A 19977-nucleotide genomic window follows, 5' to 3' on the forward strand; every position below is an offset into this window, starting at 1 on the left:
GGCAAAGCGATGAATATCAGCATTCTGCAGATTTTTACGGTCGCCCTCGGCGCAATAACGGCGGGGCTGCTCGTCTGGGGCGCGCCGGTGCGCTGGCCGGCGCCGCTGCTGCGCGCCACCGAGCGTGACATCGCGCTCGCCAGCGAGGCGGCGCAGGTCTTCGGGCGCGATGCCGTTCCGCCCTATACGATGATCCTCGCCTACGGCATCACGGCGATCGTCGTCTTCATCGTGATTTCGCTAATCTTCGGGCCGATCTTCGGCTTCGTCATCGCAATCCCGGTCGCCATCTTCTTGCCCAAGGGCGTGATCCGTTATTATCTGCAGCGCCGCTGGCTGCAGATCGAATCGCAGCTGCCCTATGCCGTCGACCAGATCGTCTCGGCGGTGCGCACCGGTAAGCCGCTCGCCATCGCCGTCAATGCGGTGGCCGATACCGGCCAGATGCCCGCCTCGCGCGAATTCGAGCGCATTGCCCGCGAACAGAAGCTCGGCATCGGCCTGGTCGAGGCGCTCGACCGCCACGGCCGCAACGTGCCGAGCCTGCATTTCAAGATGGTTGACGCAGCCCTCGGTCTCTTTGCCCGCCAGGGCGGCGACATCTCCGAGCCGCTGACGGAAATGTCGAAATCCTTCAAGGAAATCTGGAAGCTCGATCAGAAGATCACGACCTCGTCGTCGCAGGCGCGCATGAACTTTCGCGTCGTCAATGGCGGCGCGCTGTTCATGATGCTGATGATCTTCTTCGGTCAGCCGGAACTGATCGACAAGGTGTTCGGCAACGCCATCGGCATCGTCATCGCGATCGTCGGCGCCATTCTCTACGCGACCGGTTTCTTCTGGATGCGCTCGATGATGAAGGTGTCGGTATGATGTCTCAGATACCCCTCGCCGCGATCACCATCGTCTTTGCCGGCATCACGGCTGCGCTGTTCGTCTGGTGGATCGGCGATATGCTCGGCAGCATTCAGGTGGTGCGCCGGACCGCGGGCGGCGATGGTCCGCCGCCGAATATCGTCGACAGCATCGGCATGCGCACGCCGGTCGAATTCGTGCTGACGCATTTCGAGCCGCTGCTGGCCGACTACGGCGCGCAGCTCGAGCAGAAGCTGATCTATGGCGGCCGGCCTTTCGGCGGCGTCACGGGGCGGGAATATATCGCGCTGCTCGTTGTTTTGAGCCTTTTCGGTTTCGTCCTGCTCGGCCTGCTGTTCGGCATCGCCAGCGGCAGCGTCATCGGCGGGCTCGTGGCCGGGCTGATCCTCGGCCTGATCCCCGCCATCTATTTCTGGGTCGTCGCCGACGACAAGGCGCAGGATCGCAAGGAACGCATCTCGCGCGAATTTCCCTACTTTCTCGATCTCGTCGTCATGACGCAGCAGGCGCAGGCGACGCTGCCGGAAAGCCTGAGGCTTTATGCCGAAGCGGCACCCGGCACTGTCATGAGCGAGGAGATCGAACAGACGCTGAAGGATGTGGCGCTCGGCACCGGCATGATCGAGGCGCTGCAGCGTCTAGAGCGTCGCATGACTGCCGAAGAGGTCATCCGCGTCATCCGCGCCGTGATCCAGGGCGAAGTCGAGGGCAGTAACCGCGTCGAGCTGTTGCGCGAACATGCGCGCGACCTGCGCTTCCGCCGCTGGGAAAAGGCCGACAGGGCCAGTGAAAAGCTGAAGGCCAAGATCGTCATGCCGGCGATGATGATCGTCGTATCGATCCTGCTTCTGGTGCTGGCGCCTGCAATTGTCGAGATGATGTCGAGTGGGATGTTCTGATCATGGTCTTTTCCTTCTTTCGCGGAAACAAGCCTAGCCTTCTGCAGACCGGTCCCGGCGGCCAGAGCCGCAGCCATGTGCTCGACCGGCCGGAAATGTCGATCGGCCGGGCTTCTAACGCCGATATCGTCGTCGACGATCCGTTCCTGGCGCCGATCCATGCGCGCATCGAGCGGCAGAGCGATGGCGGCTTCATCATTCGCCGCATGGGGCTGAACCCGATCATGCTGCGCGGCGAAGCGCTGTTGCAGACGGCCTCGCTGAAAGCCGGCGACAGCTTCCGTCTCGGCAAGGACGTTGAATTCCAATTCGTCGTCAAAGCTGCTGCCAAGGAGGCGCCGAAGAAGGAGGCATCCAAGGCAGGTGACGACAAGCCGAAGAAGTCGCTGCTTAAGCAGCCGGCCTTCCTCGCCGGCATGGGTGTCGCCTATCTCGCCATCGTCGGCATCATCGGCTACGTGATCCTCTCCGACAGCGGCAGCGCGGAGGGTGGCCCGACGGCAGAACGCATCAATGCGGAAGCCGCCCGCATTCCGACATGCATCAAGAACGCCCGGCGCATGCGTCAGGTTTCGGAGGCCAGCTTCAACGGCGCCGTCGGCGGCCGTGTCGGCAGGGATGGCGACGCAACCTATGCCGCCCTTTCGCTGGCAGCCGAGCCGTCAGACGACGCCGCGCTGGCCAAGGCAGCCGAACCGATCGTCGAGGCCTACAAACGCACGGCGCTCGCAGCTCTCGCCTCGGAAAACCGCGGCAACAATACGCTGGCGCAGACCCTCTACCAGCAGACCTACGATCTCGTTCCCGACGTCAACTGCTCGGCCGCGCGCTTCGCGCTGCAGCGGCGGGCCGCGGTGAAGCCGCCGGCGCGGCGCTGATTGCCGGTCCTGCTACCTGACCGCCATCGTCAGCGGCCAGATGCAGAACAAGATTGATGAGCTGCTTCTGCTAACGCTAAACCGCACGGCGACGTCGGCCGAAGACGAATTCTCTCATTTTATGTCCGTGATATCGCTGAGTGTTTGAAGCAGCGGAAGGAAGTTGCCGCCGGCCGACGCGTCGGAGCAGACGACGAAGGTCGAGCCCTCCTGCGCCATGAAGGCGACATTGCCGCCGGCCTCGCAGGAAGTGCGCTAGGACCGGCTTCATCATCCTGCATTTTGTGCTTTTCTAGCTTTGGGACTATGTCCGCGGCTGGGGCGCAAACGTGACGTCGAGAGGCGAGTAGCCTCTCGAAATGCGAACTATCTTTGCGCGCTCGACGGCAGGTCCGGTCGTCGCTCTCCAACTCCCTGCCGGACGAGCGATAGAGCGGCGATACCCGCCTCATCGGCCGCACGCAGAAGCGCTTCCCGGAATTGTTCCGGGGCAATCTTGCCGCTCAATGCGTCGACGCAGGCTTTCACGGCAGCCACATATTCCTCGCCGTCATCGCAAGGCCAGTCGTTGATCAGGAGACGCGCCGCGTCGCCCAGTGTCCATACGATCTTGCGAGATGCCGGGCCTCGCAAAGCAAACCCAACCGGCGTGAATGCTGATGATGTGTTCCAGCACATTGTCCTCGACCCCTCAAGGCACGGATACTGTAGTCCCCAGTTCAATATACGCGCGTATTTTGTAATTTGGAATTGAAATTTGTCGAATAATACGGCTTGAACGCGAGCTGTCGAACGAAGCAGAACGGCGCACGCGCTCCCCTATTCTATCCCCAGTTTCGCCGCGCTCACCGCAATTCGGCGGTGACGCGAAAGATGCCGCCGGCCGACGCATCCGAGCAGACCACGAAGGTCGAGCCTTCCTGCGCCATGAAGGCGACATTGCCGCCGGCTTCGCAGGGGGTGGCGCTCCATTGCAGGATGATATCGCCATTGTCGGGCAGTTTTTCCGGCGTGATCTTCGCCGCACTTGCCATCCATTCCGTCGCCGACGGCAGGTGGACGGGAGCGTTCAACTGCTTCGACAGCCAGGCGGTATAGTTCTGCGCCACGGCAAGCGGCACGTCGTCGGCCGGCTGCTGCGGATTGTCGGCATAGGCCTGGGCTGCGGCGGGATCGGAATTGGCGGTGTAATATTCCGCCATCTCGGCACGGGTGACGGCCTTCGTCTGCATGCAGAAGGATTTGTCGATCTTCACGGCGCCATTGGCAACGCCAAGCATGCCGCCGAGTTCCTGCATCGACGAGGTCATCAGCCGGACATTCTCCAGCGAATAACTTCCGGCCGGCACGGTCTCGAAGGCAAGCGTCTCCGAAACCGGGCAGAAGCCGCGCGCCGACAGCGCCTCTAGATCGGCAAGGATCGGCTGGTAGGCAACGATCGCCAGCTTATAGGCTTCCGCGGTGTAGCGGCCGTCGGCCTCGCCGATCTTCGGAGTGAGTGCGGCAAGCGTCGGATCGGCAGCACCGGCGCGGGTCGCGATCGAGGCGCTGAGATCGGTGACTTTTTGCTTCAGCGCCGTCGCCTCGTCCTTCGCCGCCATGACATCGGCGATGACGGCGTCGAACAGTTTGGCGGCATCGCCATAGCCAGATGTTGCGGCCGGCATCTGCCATTGCTCGGCCTTGGCCTTGGCCTCGGTCATCAGCCCGCTCGCCTTGGCAACGTCGGGGCTATCGCCGGCGCCGATGCGATTGACTGTTTCGCGTTTTGCCGCTGCGTCCTTTTCGGCCGCCGCCAGCGCGGTGAGCGCCTTGGCGAGATCGTCGAATGTGGTTTTCGATGCGTCGTAGGCGTCGACCGCAGCATGCATCTGCTTGGCAGTGGCCGCGTCGGCGGCGGTCTTCATCTTGGCATCGGCCTCGGCAAAACCTGGGGCCTTGTCGCCGCCGGCCGCCGAAGCGGCGGCCTTCGCCTTCTCGGCATTCTCCTTCGAGATGCCGATCAGCGCATTGCCGAGATTGATGGCTGCCGTCTGGAAGCCCGGAAGCGCCTGTTCGTAATCTTCGTCCTTGAGCAGCGCATCGGCCGATGTCAGCGCCGCAGCACCGGTGTCGTAGGAGAGTTTTGCCTGGTCGCTGGCCGGGCGCTCCGGCGCCTTGGCGGCGATCGCCTTCTGCTTGCGGCTTTCGGCCTCCTTCTTCCAGATGCCGACATCGGCGACGAGTTTCGGATCCGGGCGGAGCAGCTTCGGGATGGTGACGACACCGACGCCGATGCAGATCAAGAGCAGCGCGCCGATCATCGACAGCTTGGCAAGCGTCCATTTTTTCGGCTTCGGCGCGTCTTGCTGCTGTTGCATGCCGCCGCGCGGATCCCACGACATCGGCTGGATGCCTGTCGTCACCCGGGCGAATTCGCCCAGCGCATCGGCGCCCGTGCGCGGTCGCGCGCTCGGATCGCGGCTCAGCATCCTTTCCACCAGGCTTGCAAGCCCCTCGGGAAAGCCCGGGATCAGCACGTCGAGGCGGGGAAAGATATTCGAAGGGTCGAGATGGATGTTCTTCCAGCTCTGCTCGCGCTGGTGCTCGTCTTCCCAGACCATGACGCTGTCGAAGACGCTGGCATAGGTCTGCCGCGGCAGGAAAAGCTTGTAGGCGATCATGCCCATTGCGTAGATGTCGAGTGCGGATGAGGCGGAGAAGGTGCCGCTGGCATAGATTTCCGGCGCGCCGAATTCCGGGACATAGGGCGGGATGATATGCTCGCCGATCTTCGAGATCAGGTGCAGGTTGCCGATCCGGACCGACAGGCCGGAATAGTCCTCGGAGACATAGATGCACTGGTCCGTCAGCGCATTGTGGGCGTAACCCGCGCCATGCAGCGTCGCCAGGCCTTCGAGGATGTGGCGGCCGATCTCGACGGCGCGTTCGTAAGCTACCATCTCCGTTTCGTCGAGATATTGGTGCAGCGTTTTCGACGGCCGCTTCTCGACGATATAGAAATTGTCGTCTTCCGGCGACGGCGGAATGAGGTCCTCGATTTCGACGAAGCGGCGCGCCGTCAGCGATTTGGCCTCGTTGATGGAGGTCCAGACCCGCTCGAAACGAGCCTTGTCCAGTTTCAGCGCCATATCGGGCGCGACGATGAAGACCGCATGGTCCATCCGCTTGTCCTGGGCCGGATAGACGATGAACTCGTTCTCATAGACCGGCTCGCCGATCGTGTAGCGGGCGATCAGATCACTTCTCATGCACTTGTCCCCCTGCATTCATTGCATTCATGAAACCGAATACTATTCGCCTGCCAGTAATGGATCGCCGATCAGGCCCGCGGCCAGCAGCAGGCCGGTTCTTGTATCGCGAAGCGCGAAGGCAAAACGGGCATCGGCCACGACACGAATAAGCTTCGGATCGATACTGCGTTCCGTGATAACAGCCGTGGCTGCTGCCGCCTGCGTGCCGTTTTCGTCAACCTTGATCATCGTCTTCTGAAGGACGCGCGCCAGGCTGATGTTTTCCTTGGTGAAACCCGGGAAACCCGCATCCTTGGCCTTCTCGGGCGCCAATCCCATCGCATTGAGTATCGGCATCAAATCACGCCCGTCGTTCAGGGAAAAGCGGGGCAGAAAGATTTCGCCCTTGGCGGCTTCGAATTTTTCCCCTTGCAGCCAGGAAGTGAGTGCCTTCAGGTCCGCGCCGCCCACCCCCTTGCCGGAACGGGCCGCCACCACGACCATGCTGTAGCTCTCGCCGGCATAGGCAAGGTCGACGGCGGTGAATTTCTCGTCGAAGCGGAATTTTTGCCCATCGCCGGCAAGATGCATCATCGGCACCGAAATCGTCGAGCCATCCGGCCGCTGAAAAGGGCTTGCCGGGCTTTCCCTATCGAAGGAGGTCTTCCAGCGCGCCTTGAAGGAAAGCGCGCCGAGACTGACGAAGCCGCCGCCGGGCGGTGAGTCCAGGATCACAGGAATGGCGCCCCGCGTCGCTTGTTTGACCCAGCCGTTGATGTGCTCGACCGATTTCGGTCCGTCGAGATCCTCGATCGAGGGCTTGATCCGGTGACCGGCGAGCATGGAGAGCGCATCAGGGACGAGCACCAGCTTGTCGTCGAAGACGATCGCGACCGCCGTCGTCAAAGGCGCGTCCGCCGCTGCCGGTTTCTCCTGAGACATCGCGTCAAGCGCCGTCTCCGGTCCCTTCACTTCGCCGCCGAAGCCGAGGCCCTTGGCGATCGAGGCCTTGCCTTGCTCGGAGGCGCCGAGGGCGGCAAGACCGAGTGCTGCGGCAAGGCTTGCCGGCGACACCATGATATTGGCAGCACCCTCCTTTGCCAGCGTCCGGTCGATCAGTTCGGCCGCAAGCCCGGCTTGTGCTGCAAGCATCGCCTTGCTGTTGCCGGCATGGGCGGCCGGGGCAAGCGCCATCAGGGAAGCGGCAAGAGCCGCCAGCAGAGTGGATTTCGGCATGGTTCGCTCCTGTTCAGCGGATGCGATAGAATTTGGAATCGAACGACCATTTGCCTTGGGCGCCGGTCTCGTCGTCGCCGACGATCCTGAGGCTTCGGGCGAGATCGTAGACATAGTTGAAGGCGGCGCGCTGGCCGACGAGCGGCGTCGGCACATCGGGCAGGTCGAGCACTTCGATCGGCTTGTCGCTGAGGATGGCAACGACCATGCCGACGCCGGCCGGCCCCTCCACCACATATTCGAAGCCGGTATAGGGATTGCGCGCATCGGGCACGACGACCGGCCGGGCCGGATCGAGCCGGTTGTCGCCGCTTTTGGCTGATGGTTTCAGGCCCATGGAACGCTTGTTCGGGTAAAGCTGCGTCAGCTTGCCGGAGGCGTCGATATCGACCAGGATCAGGTAACCGGACTTCTTGGTGGAGACACGCATCGCCACCTTGTCGCCGATGCTGACCGCGGTGCCGGGCAGCACGTCGACGGCGACGCCCGCTTCGTTGTCGCTCTTCAGCGTGTTTTCGACGGCGGCGACCGGCGTCTTCGCCTCCTCGCCGGTGATGACATCCCGGCCGAGCGCATCCGGCTGGCCATAAAATTGCGGCACCGGGGTGAAGCGGCAATCCTCGGCATGCGTCCGGCAATATTCGTCCGATTTGCGCCGGACATAATCGAGAAGCGCGGCATTGCTGACATTCGGCTTGTCGGCCGCGCGCGCCACGCCATCCTGCACGCCTTCGATGAAGCGGCGGGTGAAGACGCCGAGCGCCGGCTTTGCCTCATTATCGACGAGCGCCCACTGTCCTGCGTTGACGGCTGACCAGACCATGGCGTTCTCCCCGCCGAAGGAGAATTTCGCTTCCTTGCCAGATTTGTTCGGCGGTTCGAGCGCTGCCAGCGCCGGGCCGAGGCAACGCACGGTGCCGGAGGGTGCGGCCACCGCGCTGCGGCTGCCGGGTCCAACGTGGCAGGCATCGATCAGCAGCGTGACGCGGCGGTCCTTGAGGCTGTTCAGCCTTGCGGCGATCTCGGTCTCGCGGATCTGGTTGGTGACCGTCACCTTGCCGCCCTCGCGCACCAACTTGGCATCGGCTGCCACCAGCGTCGGGCTGGTCGTCGCCTCCGCACCCATTTCCTCTGAGCCCTGGCCACTGAAATAGAGGAAGACGCGGCTTCCGGGCGTCGACTGGCGCACCAGCCAGTCGTCGATCTCGGCCAGGATCGCTTCGCGGGTCGCCTTGCGGTTGGTCAGCGTATGGATCTGTTCCGGGCGGTAGGCGAGCGTCTTGGCGAGGAACACCTGCATCGCCTTCACATCGGTGGCGGAGCCGGTCAGTTTCGCCTCGCGCATCTCGTAATCGTCGATGCCGATCAACAGCGCGCGGTCGCCAGGCGAGCTTTCGATCACCGGCGTCTGGACGACCGGCGGCTGAACTACGGGTTCGTCGGCGACGGGCTGGTCAGACGGCGCGGTATCGCCGGCGGGTGCGTCGGGCGTTTCGGTCGTAGTGGCTGGCGCTGTATCGCCGGCGGGCGGGGTAATGGCGAGATTGGCCTCTTCCTGTCCGGACTTCCTCTGCTTCGTCCCGCTATTCGTGGTGGACGCAACCTGATCGTCGGCGGCAGGCCCTTCGACGTCAGGCACGTCACCGTCGGTCTTTGCGGCGATCCAGTCGCGGAAGGCGGCAACACGAGTATAGACGCCGTAATGTTCGGCCTCGGCGCAGCCGGCGCCCCAGCTGACGATGCCGAGCTGGATCCAGCGTTTGTCGGGACGCTGGGCAACCAGCGGTCCGCCGCTATCGCCCTGGCAGGCATCCTTGCCACCCTTGGCGTAGCCGGCGCAGACGTTGCGCTCGTCGATCGGGTTCATGCGCATCGAGCTGTCGCGGTAGGCGGCGCGGCAATCCTCGCGCGGGACGATCGGCAGTTCCACTTCCTGCAGCTCTGTCGGCAGATATTTGTCGTCCCAGCCGTGATCGGCCTTGGTGTAGCCCCAGCCGGTGACGACGGCCGGGTGGCCAGCGGCCTCCACCTCATCATCCGAGGCCGAGGCAAGAATCGCCGGCTTCGATTTGGCGGGCTCGCTCAACTTGATGAGGGCGATGTCGTTGGCGAAGACCTTGCGGTCGAAATCCTCGTGAATGATCACCTCTTCCACGGCAAGACCCGGCTTGTCGGGGCCGTCGACCGCGATCACCTTGTCAATCTTCGACTTGCCCTCGACGATCAGCAGGTCGCGGGCGAAGAGATCCTGTTTGCCGGAGCGGCCGCTGGTGACGCAATGGGCGGCCGTCAATATCCAGCGCGGCGCAATCAGCGAGCCGCCGCAATGGCCGCCGAAGCGGCCGCGCTGTTCGGGATCGGGTGCCAGGATCTTCACCTGCCAGGGCCATTCGCCCTTCTTGGCTGTCTGGCCGCCGATGACCCGCCCGCCATCCTCGCCGGCGAAATCGGTATCCTGCTGCGCAAGAGCCGGAGAGCCGAGCAACAGCATGATGGCCGTAACGTTGAGGATCCTGCTGATCGACGTGCTCATAGCTTGGCTCCGGCGGAGGTATAGAGGACCGTAAATCCGACGCGCGCGCCCTCGGGCAGGAATTCGCCGAGGCGTTTGGCGATATTGCCGGCGGTGCGGCGCCTGTCGTTCTGCTTCAGGAATTCAATAAGGTCGGGCATCGGGGTGTCAGAGGCGACGGCGACGAGCAGGTCCGTGCCGAAAGGTGCGACGACGGAAAGGTCGAGCTCGAAGGTCTGAGACATCTCGGCATCGACCTCCTTCTCGCCCGGATAGAGGAACTGCACGGTTCCATCGCCGGTAACGTCGAAGAGCACGAGCTTGCGGGCTGATAGATCCGAAACCGTGACGCCGACGCGCTCGCCTTCGCGATGGACGGTGTCGGAAGGCGTCACGCGCACGGTCTGCGGGTTGGTCTCGGAGAGCCGCTTCAGCGCGTCGAGTGCGGCCATCCGGTCGACAACGAAAGGCATGTCGCCGGCGCCGACGCCGGAGGCGACGACATCGCCGCCGGCAATCGCCTCGTGTTTTTCGGGATCGAAGACGAGTTCGGCATCAACACCCTCCGTCAGCTTGAACGGCGTCACCGCTGGGTCGATCCCCTGCAGCACCGGCTCGGAGCCGAGGGCGGCAACGCTGATCGGCGCGGGCTCGGCGGGCAGCGGGGCGTTTGACTTCTCCGCCGCCGCCTGTGCCCCCGCCCCTTCGTAATGATAGACGACCGCGCGATCGAGATCGGTTCCGGGCGGGCTTTCGGTAAAGATGTTCTGCCGCTGGTTGGTGAATTGATAGACCGCCTGGCGCACATATTCGAACAGTTCGCGGCGGCTGACGGCGCCGTCGCCGTTCCGGTCAGCAGCCCCCTCGAAAGCGCGGGCGGTGGCATAGCTCAGCGCGCCGCGTTTCTGCGGGATGCCGGGAATGGTGATTTCGGGCGACTTGGTGTTTTCGTCGACGGCGGCGAGAAAGGTCAGCCGCTTGAAATCGAAGCCGGTGGACAGCGCGTCCGCCGTGGTCGAGATCGGCGCGAGGTCGTCCTCCTCGATCGTATAGGAAGGCGCCTGACGCCAGGTGATCTCGGCGCCGCGCGGATCGACGTCGCGGGTCATGCCGCCGGCATGGCAGGTATCGGCGATGAAGACGACATCGGCGCCCTTGGCCTCGATCTTGCGGATCAGCGTCTTGAATTCGTCGCCGAAGATGCGCTCGCGCGATCCCGGCAGCCGGGTATCGAAGCCAGCAAGGATATAGACCTCGTCGCGGCCGCTCGGTTTCGAGCCCTTGACGCGTTCCGGCTCGCTCGACCCGTGACCGGCGATGCCGAGCACGATCAGGTCGCCAGGCCCTGCCCTTTCCGTCACGGCCTCGATCGCATGGAAGATGCCCTCGCGGTCGGCAGCGCCATTCTTCAAGAGCGTCATGTCCTCGACGCCGACCGAGCGCAGCGAAAGCGAAAGGTCGTCGGCGTCGGCGACGGCGCCGTGCAGCGGCGGAACGTTGCGGTAGAGGTCGATGCCGATCAGCACGGCCCTGACCGCACCACGCTCGGGCGCCTCGATCACCTTTGCCAGGCTGTTGGTGGCCGCCACGGTGAGGAGGGCAAGTGCTGCGGCCATGGAAACGAATGCGGTCATGGCCAGATTCCCCCTCGCCCGGCCTATTCGCGGCGCCATTCGACGCGGCGGTTCAGCGCATCGACATCGTCTTCGGTGAGGTTTGCGGTTGCCGTGACGTCCACCGGTTCGGATGCTCCGCGGCCTTCGGCGTCGATTGTCGCGTCGAGACCGTTGCTCTTCAGGAAGTCGGCGACGGCCTGGGCGCGGCGTTCGGAAAGCTTCTGATTGTAGTCGTCACCGCCGCGCCGGTCGGTATGGCCGACGAGAATGATGCGGCCGGGCTTCTGCTCCTTCAGCGCCTCCAGCAATTCCTGGGCGGCTTCGGTGCCGATCGAGGTGAAGCTCGACTTGTTGAAATCGAAGGTGATCGGAACCGGAATGGAGACCGGCACGATGCCGCGCACATTCTCGGAATAGATGCCGCCGAGCACGCCGCTGCGGTGATCCTTTTCGGCCGGCACGAAGCTGCCTTCGGGATTGTCGCTCGTCGGGTTGGCGGCAAGGATGCGGGCCTGGGCGGCGCGCTGGATGAGATCGGAGATCGTCTCGGCGGGCGGCGCTTTCGGCGTGCGGGTCTCGTTCTTGATGATCTCGATCGCCTGCTGGTAATCGGCGGCGGCATCGGCAAAGCGACGGGCGGAGAAATAGATCTCGCCGAGCGTGGCGGAGGCCTGCCAGAGCACCTGCGGGCTGTCGGCGGCGACAAGCAGCGGCTCGTAATCGGCGACCGGTTGGTTGGCGGCCATCATCTCCTGGGCGGCGGAAAGCCTGAGGGCCGCGACGCGGCGCTGAGCATTCACCTGGAACTGGCCGCAATCGGCGCTGACGGCGATTGCATCGGCCTCAGCCGCGGCAGCACTGATATCCTTGGCGGCGACGGCGGTGTTCAGCTTGTCGAGAAGGGCGGTGCAAACAGGCGTATCGGCGTTCGCTACCTCGATCTCCTCCCCGGCCTGGGCAGGTTCGGCCGAACGGCCGAGGTTTAGCTGCGGCATCTTGATGCTGAAACCGCCGGGAAGCTTGAACTGCGGCATCTTGATCTGCGGCATCGGCAGTTTCGGCATCTTCGTCTGCGAAGACTGGCTCGGCTGCTTGTACTGCGTGGGCTGTTTATACTGGGTCGGCCGGGTGGATGAGGTGGTGTCGGCCGGACCGATCAGCTCCAGTTCGTCGGCGGCAAGCTCCTGGCCGGGCGCCAGGTTGGTGACGATCTTGTATTTCTTCGGCGGCTGTTGTGTTGCCTGCTCGACAGGCTTCGGCGCGACCTTTTTCGGGGCAGCCGGCTTCGGTTTTTCCACCACCGTTTCCGGCTTCTTGGCGACTTCCTGTTTCGTTACCGGCTTCGGCTTCGGCGCGGCCGCAGGTTTCGGCGCAACGGGCGGCTTTGCAGCCTGCTCGACCGGCTTCGCTGCGGGGGCGGCTGCGACGGGCGGGATGGCAGCCGGACTATCGATCGTCGTCAGCATCAGCGTCTTGCTGCTGATCTTGGTGCCGAGGCTGCGGGCTTCTTCAAGGCTGCGGGAAACGGCATCCATGCCGCCGTCGATCGAGCGGAACATACCGCCGCCGCTGCCGCCGAGATCGGCGAAGATGTTGAGCGGCTTGGAGGAATAGAAGACTTTGATTTGCTCCTGGCCGACCGGGCCTGAAACCTGCAGCTTGGCGCCGCTTGCCGGATCCGGCACCTGCACGCGCTTGCCAGCGCCGACAAGGGCGTCGGTCTGGTACTTGTTCGGGAAAAGCTTCACGACCGCGCCGTTCGGCGAGACGTTCAGCACCGTGACATAGGCATTCTCAGTCGACTGGATGAAGAGGCCGACCACTTCGCCGATGGCGTATCTGGGTTCAGCGCGATCGAAGGTGATGCTGACAGGTCCGGTCTGCGCCGGCGCTTCGGTCAGTGTGCGTTCGTTCTGCGCCTCGACGGCGGGAACCACCGAAAAGAACGAAAGAAAGGTGGCTGCTGCCAGGATGGCTTTGCGGTTCGGCATTGGAAAACCTCCTCTTCGAACATCTCACACTGTGTTGAAGTTGAGAATAGCACTGACTGGCGAAATTGGGATGGCTTCGCCTGTCTTGCTTGAGGGAGGGTTACAAATTATTTGGAGCGTGGAAGACTCCGGCAAGGCAAAGACATGAGCAAGACTCACGCTCTGGAATAACCGGTGCCTGATATAGTCCGTTCAACTGCGAGGAGACGGTTAGTTCTTGGGCTTCTGCCCGGCTGATTTCAAAATCGAGATCAGGTCGCTCATTCCTTCGGGCGAGGAATTGTAGAGCCAGAGAATATCGGGATTGTCGACCGTGAATTCCTTGCCGGGCCCTGAGCCCATGTCGCGGCCGGGCGAGGTCGCATCGGGCAGCTTGGTCTCGCCGGGCGTCAACCCCTTGGCGCGTTCGTGTTCGGCGATGATCGCCGTCGCCGCGGCAAAGGCCTTTTCGTCATGTTGACGCAGCGCCGCAAGCGAGGGGTTTCGCGCCGCTAGTGCGTCTTCGGCCGGGCCGGCATGCGCGAGCTCCGGTATCTGCAGCGCCAGCAGAAGGCCGATCGACAAGGTTATGAGCCAGGATTTCGTCATCGTCGTCAAATCCGTCTTATTGGCGCCACTGCGCGACAAGCCTCGCGAGAATAGGGAGAGGCCGGAAGGAAGGCAACGGCGCTCGGTGCCAATCGATTGGGAGGGGTGAAATCGGCTGGCAGCGGCGCTCCTTGTTTCATGCATGTCGCCCGGAACCGCTGCACACTTCCGGGCGACATGCATTAGAGGATCTTCAATTGCTGCAGGCTAAGGCGCAGATCGCGCAGCATCTCGCCGAAGATCTCCTCGATCATTCCGGTCGACCAGACGACCATGGTGCCGTAGGGCGAGCGCTTGCGCTGCATGAAGCCCGCCGTCTCGAAATCGATCAGCGTCTTGCGGCAGGTCTCGCTCGACATCACCGCGACGAGGAAACGGGCGAGATTGGACTGGTCGATCGCGCCTGACTTCTCAGCCCAGTTCTGGATCAGCCGCGGCTTGGTGTCGGCGGTGAACATCGAGGCGAGCGCACGATCCTGTGAAAGCCCCAGCCGCTGCAGCTTGGCTGGATCGCGGGTGAGCGAAACCACGTAATCATTGTGCAGATCGGCGAAGCGTTCGATGTCCTCGGCGGTGCTGATGCCGAAGACCTTCATCGAATAGAGGAACTCGGCCATCAGATAGGTCGGCTCCGAGCGCAGCTGGGCCAGATGCTTGTCGTCCTTGCTGGCCGAGGCGGCGCAGACGCGGTCTGAGAAGTTTATCCGCGCCGCGCGAACCTGCTCCAGCAAGCTTATGTCGAGCGCCAGTTCGTCACCGTTCCATTCCAGCATAAGCATTTCCTGCCGACAAAGCTTCGAGAGATGATCTTGTACTATCGCCGGCGCAGATCTCCAAATCGTTTGGAAAGCAACGGCTTGCTGAGGGGCCATATCTAGCCTACCATTTTAAAGACTTGACGGTGTTTTGGGGGTCGAGGCAATGCGTAGTTTTGGGTCGCATATCTTGTTTGCCGCGGCACTTGCGGTCGCCTTCCCGGTTTTCGCCAAAGATACGACGATCATCGAGCTTCGCGGCGGCGACGGCGCGCGTTCGGTCGGCATCATCTCTTCCAACGAGGAAGCGGAGGCATCCGGGCCGGCGGCGATCACCGTTGGCGACGACGGCACCATCTACATCCTCGACCAGAACAACGGCCGGGTGCTCGCCGTCGACGCCGAACGTTCGCAGGCCGATCCCGAAATCCTGCCGCTGCCGGAAAATGCCACACCGGAGGATCTCGCCGTCGTTCACAACGAACTCTACCTCTGGTCCGACGGCGTCGTGCCGCTCGAGCGCTCCACCGATGCCGACGGCCGGTCGCAGACGCTGCGCGCCGTCGACGGCGGCGGTGATGCCGACGACTACACCCGCTCGGTCTTCGCCTCGATGGGCTCGGTATCGCCGGGGCCGCTGAACAGCATCATCGACGAGATCGGTCGCAGCACCAGCCGGCCCGAGGCCCGCCCGCCGGTCATTCAATATGTTCCGAGCCGCGGGCTCGGCGATATCGTTGCCGAGGTCCGGGCTGCCGCAAACGACAAGGCGGAAATCCTGCTGCGGCGCGCGAGCTCGGAGGAGAATTTCCTCTCGCTGCAGCTCGCCTCGGAAGGGCGGATCGGCACCGTCGAACTTCTCGACATCGACACGACAGGCAGGCCCTATGCGCTGGTCGAGCTGGTGCCCGCCGATCGGCCCGAGCGCACCGGCATATTGGTGGTGCGCTTCACGCCGAACGGGGCGATGGACCGGGTCTACGACCTGCCGATCGAACCGGGCACGGTATTTTCGAGGCGCTTCGTGGCGATCGGACCGCGCGGCGACGTGCTCTATTTGAGATCGCAGGAAAGCCGGGCGCAGGTGCTGCGGCTCGACGGCCGGGAGCCCGGCCGCAAGCTTGACGTCGCTCGGCCGGCCAAGCAGCCGGCTGCCGGCAAGCCTGGCAAGACGCCGAAGGTGGCGATCGTGCCGAAATCGCGCAGCGACGTCATCGAGCGGGCAATCGGCTTCGAGACGCTGAACTGGCTGGTGACATCAACCGCTTATGGTAGGGATCCGGGACCTGGCTGCGTCAACATGAAACGGCTGCGTCGCCCGATCTACCTGATCGGCAAGCGCGGACAGACGGTCAAGGGTGTTCCCTACTGCTGGGGCTGCAAGACGTCGCTGGAAAATTTCATCGGCGGCGTGGAAAAGGGCCAGACCGCCGGCAATGTCTGCACCAAGAGCGCGCCGCAATCCAGCATCCTCGGCGTCGACTGCTCCGGTTTCGTCAGCGATGCGTGGGGCCTGAAGATGCACGTTTCGACGCGCGCCATCCCCGGGATCACCAAGCGCCTCTCCGACCCCTGGTCGATGCGGCCGGGCGACGCGCTGAACAAGCCGGGCTCGCATGTGCTGTTGTTCATGCGCTTCACGGCCGACAAGAAGGTGGAGGTGATGGAAGCCTCGCCGAATGCCTGCAAGGGCCGCGTCTGCCGCAATACCTATTCGCTCGGCAGCCTGTTGATGCGCGGCTACCAGCCGGTGCGCTTCAAGGGGCTCGACGGTTGAGAGGCGGGAGTCACGCCGCCGGTCTTGATGTCAGCCGCCGTTTCGCCGTTTCCAGAAGTCCATTGATGGCGACGCTTGCAGTAATCCCGATAGACCGGATGCTTGATGAAGTGGCTTGACGTGTCGCATGTGTGGGGTTGAAAAATCTCGCGTTGTCCGCCCGGACATAGACGAGGGTACAGATATAGATTGCTCAAACAGCGGTCATGTTGCCGCTGGCCCTACATGAGAACTAAAGAATTCCTGTGAGAGGAATCTCATGGACCAGTCGACCGTCTTCTCGATCATATTGCTGACAGAACGAAACCTTCAGACGATAGGGGTTGTGCCTGTGGGCGGCGGCTTGCGGCGTTGACAGACAGTGCTATGGCTACAGCGGCGGCTCCTGACGTCGCCAACGAAATACCTTCTTCTACAGAAACCATATCGATGTCGAGACGCGCATAATTCACCATATAGTACCCGGACGCAGTCTGCATGACCGCATCAGGCCGGATCAAAAGCAGGTCCTGAGCCATGGTGCCGATAAAAAGCGGGCCACCCCAGACATAGCGGAATGCGTAGATTGGAATTCCGGAGGGTGAGGTACCGATACGACGAATTTGCGTCTTCAAGCGACGATCCGAATCCCATCCGGTTCCACCAGAGCCGCCGCTGTCCGAACCGCCAGAGTCAGAGCCGCCGCCCATGCCGCCGCCAGAGCTGGAGCCGGAGCTGGAATTCCCACCGGCACCGTTGTCGGAGCGGGCAAAAGCCGGCTCGTTGCTCTTGGTGGCAACTCGCCGGACAGCGGGCGTGGTTTTCCTCGCAGGCGTGACGTTCCTGGCCGGCTCTTCACTGGCAAACAGTGTCTTTGCGCTCGGGTCGAAGACGCAACCCTGCAGGATGGCGCTGGAGCCGGCGATAAATGTCGAGCACATGAGTACACGGAAAATGAGTTTGCTGGTCATGTGGGGCGCCCCCGGATCGCCGTTTCAGAAGAGATCATACCTTGGATTTCGCTTTGCCCATGTCGCCCTGGCGAGCTCAACGAGCTTCGCGTCGAGCGACTTAGTTTTTGGCAAGGCCGTTCGTTCCTGAGCAGTCAACTCGGCGCTGAAGGCTTTTTCCGCCTCCTTCTTCGCTGCGCTTGGCAGTAACTTGAGTTCGGCCAGCGCCTGGTTCTTCGTGTCACCTATCCGTGGCTTGTTAACGGCGGCTGCGAGCGCGAAATAACGCGCCGCAATTACCATGCTCTCCGGATCCGCGACCTCATTTTTTGCGAGTCTGGCGCGATCAAGCGCCCCCCAATAATCGCCTCGTTCCGCGCCCATCTCCAGCCACTTCACCGCGGCCGCTTTGTCGGCGTCAACGCCGATGCCGTCCCTGTACATGCGCCCGAGGTTGGTGGGGGCAAAAGGTTGGCCGCCTTCTGCTGCTTTGGTAAAAAGCTCCAGCGCTTTGCCGAGATCCTGAGGTACGGCCTTTCCCGACCGGTACACCAGCGCGAGATTGTTCATCGAATAGATGTCATTACGTGCAAGGCCGGCCTCATAGAAGCGAATGCCGCGCTGCGGGTCGGCGGGAACATTGACTCCATTAAGGAAGATGTAGCCAAGCTCGTTCATCGCAAAGGTATGGCCGAGGTCCGCCGATTGCAGCATGAGCTTGAGGCCCTGCTCGGTATCGGACTTAACCCCCCGCCCGTAAAAGAGGCTTTTGCCGTAAGTGTATAAGGCGTAGGGGTCGTTCTTCTTGGCCCCTGCTTGTACGATTTCATTCGCTTTCGCGGGATTGGCTGGTACGGACGCGCCGACGATGTACAGGCTGGAAAGCTGGTCGATCGCCCGGACATGGCCGGCATCCATCGCCTTCTTGATCGTCGCGAAGGCCGTCTTCGTCTCTCGGTTGGCGAGCTGGGCGCGGCCGAGCTGATAGACGAAGCGCGCGACCTCGGGATAAGCCTTCATCGCCTCTGTGCAGGCTGGCACCGCCACGCTTGGATCGATCTCATTCGGCAGCTTGCCCGCGGTGACGCCCTGCAGGTCGAGCGGAGCTGCGGCTGCGCTATCGCAGGCGTCGAGCGTCGGCTTAAAAGTGACGGTGGCCGGCGGCAGGTCGTCATTGGCGGCCTGCAGCGTCAGGGCGAATGGCTGGTTTTCGGTGCCGATCTGCGGCTCGTAGGAAAGAGCCGGAATATCGGCTGCTTCGAGCACGTGACCGAGCCCGATCACCCGGTCTCCGGCGCGCAGCGTGCCCTTGTCGGGCAGGGCCGCGACCTTGAACGTCATCTCCGCGGCCGATGCCGGCACGACCGGCAGGCTGGCTTCTACAGGGCCGACACCGATCGTCGTGCTCACGTCGCGCGGCAGGGTCTTCAGATAAGCGTCGGCATCGGCCAGCCGCACCTGCTTTTCCTGTTCGAGCTGGGCGAGCTTGGCGCCCGCATCGGCCGAGACGGTGATCACAATGACGCCCTGCGTTGCCTGGCCGTAAGGGTCGCTCACGGTATAGCCGATTAGGCCGACGGTTCCGGCGGCAACACCCGATGAATCATAGGTCAGTAACGTCAGTGCTGTGGCTGGCATCTTCGCGCCCTGCTCAACCGGCTTGCCGTCGAAGCTGAGCTTGCCGGTCTTCGGGAGCTGGTTGAGAGTGACGAGCAGCGCCGAGCCGGTCTCGTCATGCGGCGGGGCGATCGGCAATTTGGTCGTGGCCGCACCCTCCGGCACGCTCACCTGCTGCATCGGTTCGACGCTTGGCGGCGGTGGCGCCGGAATGAAATAGAAGCTGTCCATCAGCGAGGAGTTTTCCCAAGGGACCTGCTTGCCGTCGGTCATGGCGATCACGTCGCGGCGCACATCGGTCAGAACCTGGCGGATTTCCTTGTTCGGTTCGCTCGCCCGCTTGATGAAGGATTCGGAATAGGGGCTGAGCGCCCCGGTGCCATCGAGCGCCACCTGGCCGGGTTCGGTCGAAAAGGCGATCAGGCTGCCGAGATCGCTGTCGATGCGCGCAAGCCCGCGTGTGGCGCCGACCGGTTCCAGTTTTTCCGCCATCCAGAATTTCTGGGCATTGAAAGGATTGTTGCGGCAGGCGTCGAGGAAGATCAGCTGCACCCGCGAATTTTGCTTGAGATGGTTCAGGATGAGGTCGAGCGGCATGGTCTGCGTCTCGACGTCATAGGGCGTCTCCAGTGTCGCATCGACCGGCACGATGAAATTCTGGCCGGCCACCTGGATACCGTGGCCCGAATAGTAGATGAGGCCGGCCTCGGCATTGCTGGTCGAACGCAGGAAGCGGCGCACAGTATCTTCGAGCCCGATGCGGTCGACATTGACGCCGATCGTCACGTCGAAACCGGCCGCGCGCAACGTGGTCGCGACCTCTTCGACATCATTGGCAGGATTGGGAAGCGAGGGCAGCGTCTTGTAGACCGAGTTGCCGATGACGAGGGCGACGCGGCGTCCGCTCTCCTCGGTGATGGCTGCATGTACCGTGCCGATCGATAGCAGCATTGCTGCGATAATCAGCAGATAAGCGCACAGTCTCTTGATGCAGTGAAACTTGGGCATGGCTCGATCGCAAACATTCTATTGTCTAAGTTCAATAAAATTTGCTGGCCTGCTGGTGCTGG

General features: G+C 62.9%; 14 protein-coding genes. 4 read left to right on the forward strand and 10 right to left on the reverse strand.

Going from position 1 to position 19977, the window contains the following annotated elements:
* The first annotated feature begins 9 nt into the window (after positions 1-9).
* The 3 genes from RWK44_RS13455 to RWK44_RS13465 are packed head-to-tail and all read left to right on the forward strand — an operon-like array spanning position 10 to position 2653.
* Positions 10-873, forward strand: coding sequence for a type II secretion system F family protein (locus RWK44_RS13455; protein ID WP_077980021.1), 864 nt, complete (start codon positions 10-12; stop codon positions 871-873).
* Complete coding sequence (locus tag RWK44_RS13460; protein WP_077980020.1) at positions 870-1775, forward strand: type II secretion system F family protein; 906 nt, start codon at positions 870-872, stop codon at positions 1773-1775. Before RWK44_RS13455 ends, RWK44_RS13460 begins: the two co-directional genes overlap by 4 nt.
* A 2-nt stretch (positions 1776-1777) precedes the next feature.
* Positions 1778-2653: an FHA domain-containing protein gene (locus RWK44_RS13465; protein WP_077980019.1), complete on the forward strand. Its 876-nt coding sequence runs from the start codon at positions 1778-1780 to the stop codon at positions 2651-2653.
* Between the two features lie 366 nt (positions 2654-3019).
* Here the strand turns inward: RWK44_RS13465 and RWK44_RS13470 are convergent, their stop codons facing one another.
* From RWK44_RS13470 to RWK44_RS13505, 8 genes are all read right to left on the reverse strand, one after another.
* Positions 3020-3331: a DUF982 domain-containing protein gene (locus RWK44_RS13470; protein ID WP_011655309.1), complete on the reverse strand. Its 312-nt coding sequence runs from the start codon at positions 3329-3331 to the stop codon at positions 3020-3022.
* 167 nt (positions 3332-3498) lie between these two features.
* A complete protein-coding gene (locus RWK44_RS13475; protein ID WP_131662491.1) occupies positions 3499-5904 on the reverse strand; it encodes a protein kinase domain-containing protein in 2406 nt (801 codons plus the stop codon).
* 42 nt (positions 5905-5946) lie between these two features.
* A complete protein-coding gene (locus tag RWK44_RS13480) occupies positions 5947-7122 on the reverse strand; it encodes a serpin family protein (RefSeq protein ID WP_131662490.1) in 1176 nt (391 codons plus the stop codon).
* A gap of 13 nt (positions 7123-7135) precedes the next feature.
* The gene (locus RWK44_RS13485; RefSeq protein ID WP_316028927.1) at positions 7136-9655 is read right to left on the reverse strand and encodes a trypsin-like serine protease; all 2520 of its coding nucleotides are present in this window, start codon (positions 9653-9655) and stop codon (positions 7136-7138) included.
* Positions 9652-11268 carry a caspase family protein gene (locus RWK44_RS13490; protein WP_316028928.1) on the reverse strand — a complete coding sequence of 539 codons (1617 nt, stop codon included), beginning with the start codon at positions 11266-11268 and terminating at the stop codon, positions 9652-9654. Before RWK44_RS13490 ends, RWK44_RS13485 begins: the two co-directional genes overlap by 4 nt.
* A 23-nt stretch (positions 11269-11291) precedes the next feature.
* Positions 11292-13241, reverse strand: a complete 1950-nt coding sequence (locus RWK44_RS13495) for a DUF4384 domain-containing protein (protein WP_316028929.1) — start codon at positions 13239-13241, stop codon at positions 11292-11294.
* 210 nt (positions 13242-13451) lie between these two features.
* A complete protein-coding gene (locus tag RWK44_RS13500) occupies positions 13452-13829 on the reverse strand; it encodes a hypothetical protein (RefSeq protein ID WP_222061272.1) in 378 nt (125 codons plus the stop codon).
* A gap of 182 nt (positions 13830-14011) precedes the next feature.
* Positions 14012-14602: a hypothetical protein gene (locus tag RWK44_RS13505; RefSeq protein WP_020052839.1), complete on the reverse strand. Its 591-nt coding sequence runs from the start codon at positions 14600-14602 to the stop codon at positions 14012-14014.
* Positions 14603-14750: 148 nt separating this feature from the next.
* Between RWK44_RS13505 and RWK44_RS13510 the strand changes: the two genes are divergently transcribed.
* Positions 14751-16361, forward strand: coding sequence for a hypothetical protein (locus RWK44_RS13510; protein WP_222061274.1), 1611 nt, complete (start codon positions 14751-14753; stop codon positions 16359-16361).
* A 284-nt stretch (positions 16362-16645) separates the two neighbouring features.
* Here RWK44_RS13510 and RWK44_RS13515 read toward each other — a convergent pair whose 3' ends face one another.
* Positions 16646-17311, reverse strand: coding sequence for a tail fiber domain-containing protein (locus tag RWK44_RS13515; RefSeq protein WP_222061276.1), 666 nt, complete (start codon positions 17309-17311; stop codon positions 16646-16648).
* 24 nt (positions 17312-17335) lie between these two features.
* Positions 17336-19915 carry a caspase family protein gene (locus RWK44_RS13520; RefSeq protein WP_222061279.1) on the reverse strand — a complete coding sequence of 860 codons (2580 nt, stop codon included), beginning with the start codon at positions 19913-19915 and terminating at the stop codon, positions 17336-17338.
* Positions 19916-19977: the final 62 nt, after the last annotated feature.

The organism is Rhizobium sp. 25PS6 (assembly GCF_032464655.1).
GTDB classification, from domain to species: domain Bacteria; phylum Pseudomonadota; class Alphaproteobacteria; order Rhizobiales; family Rhizobiaceae; genus Rhizobium; species Rhizobium laguerreae.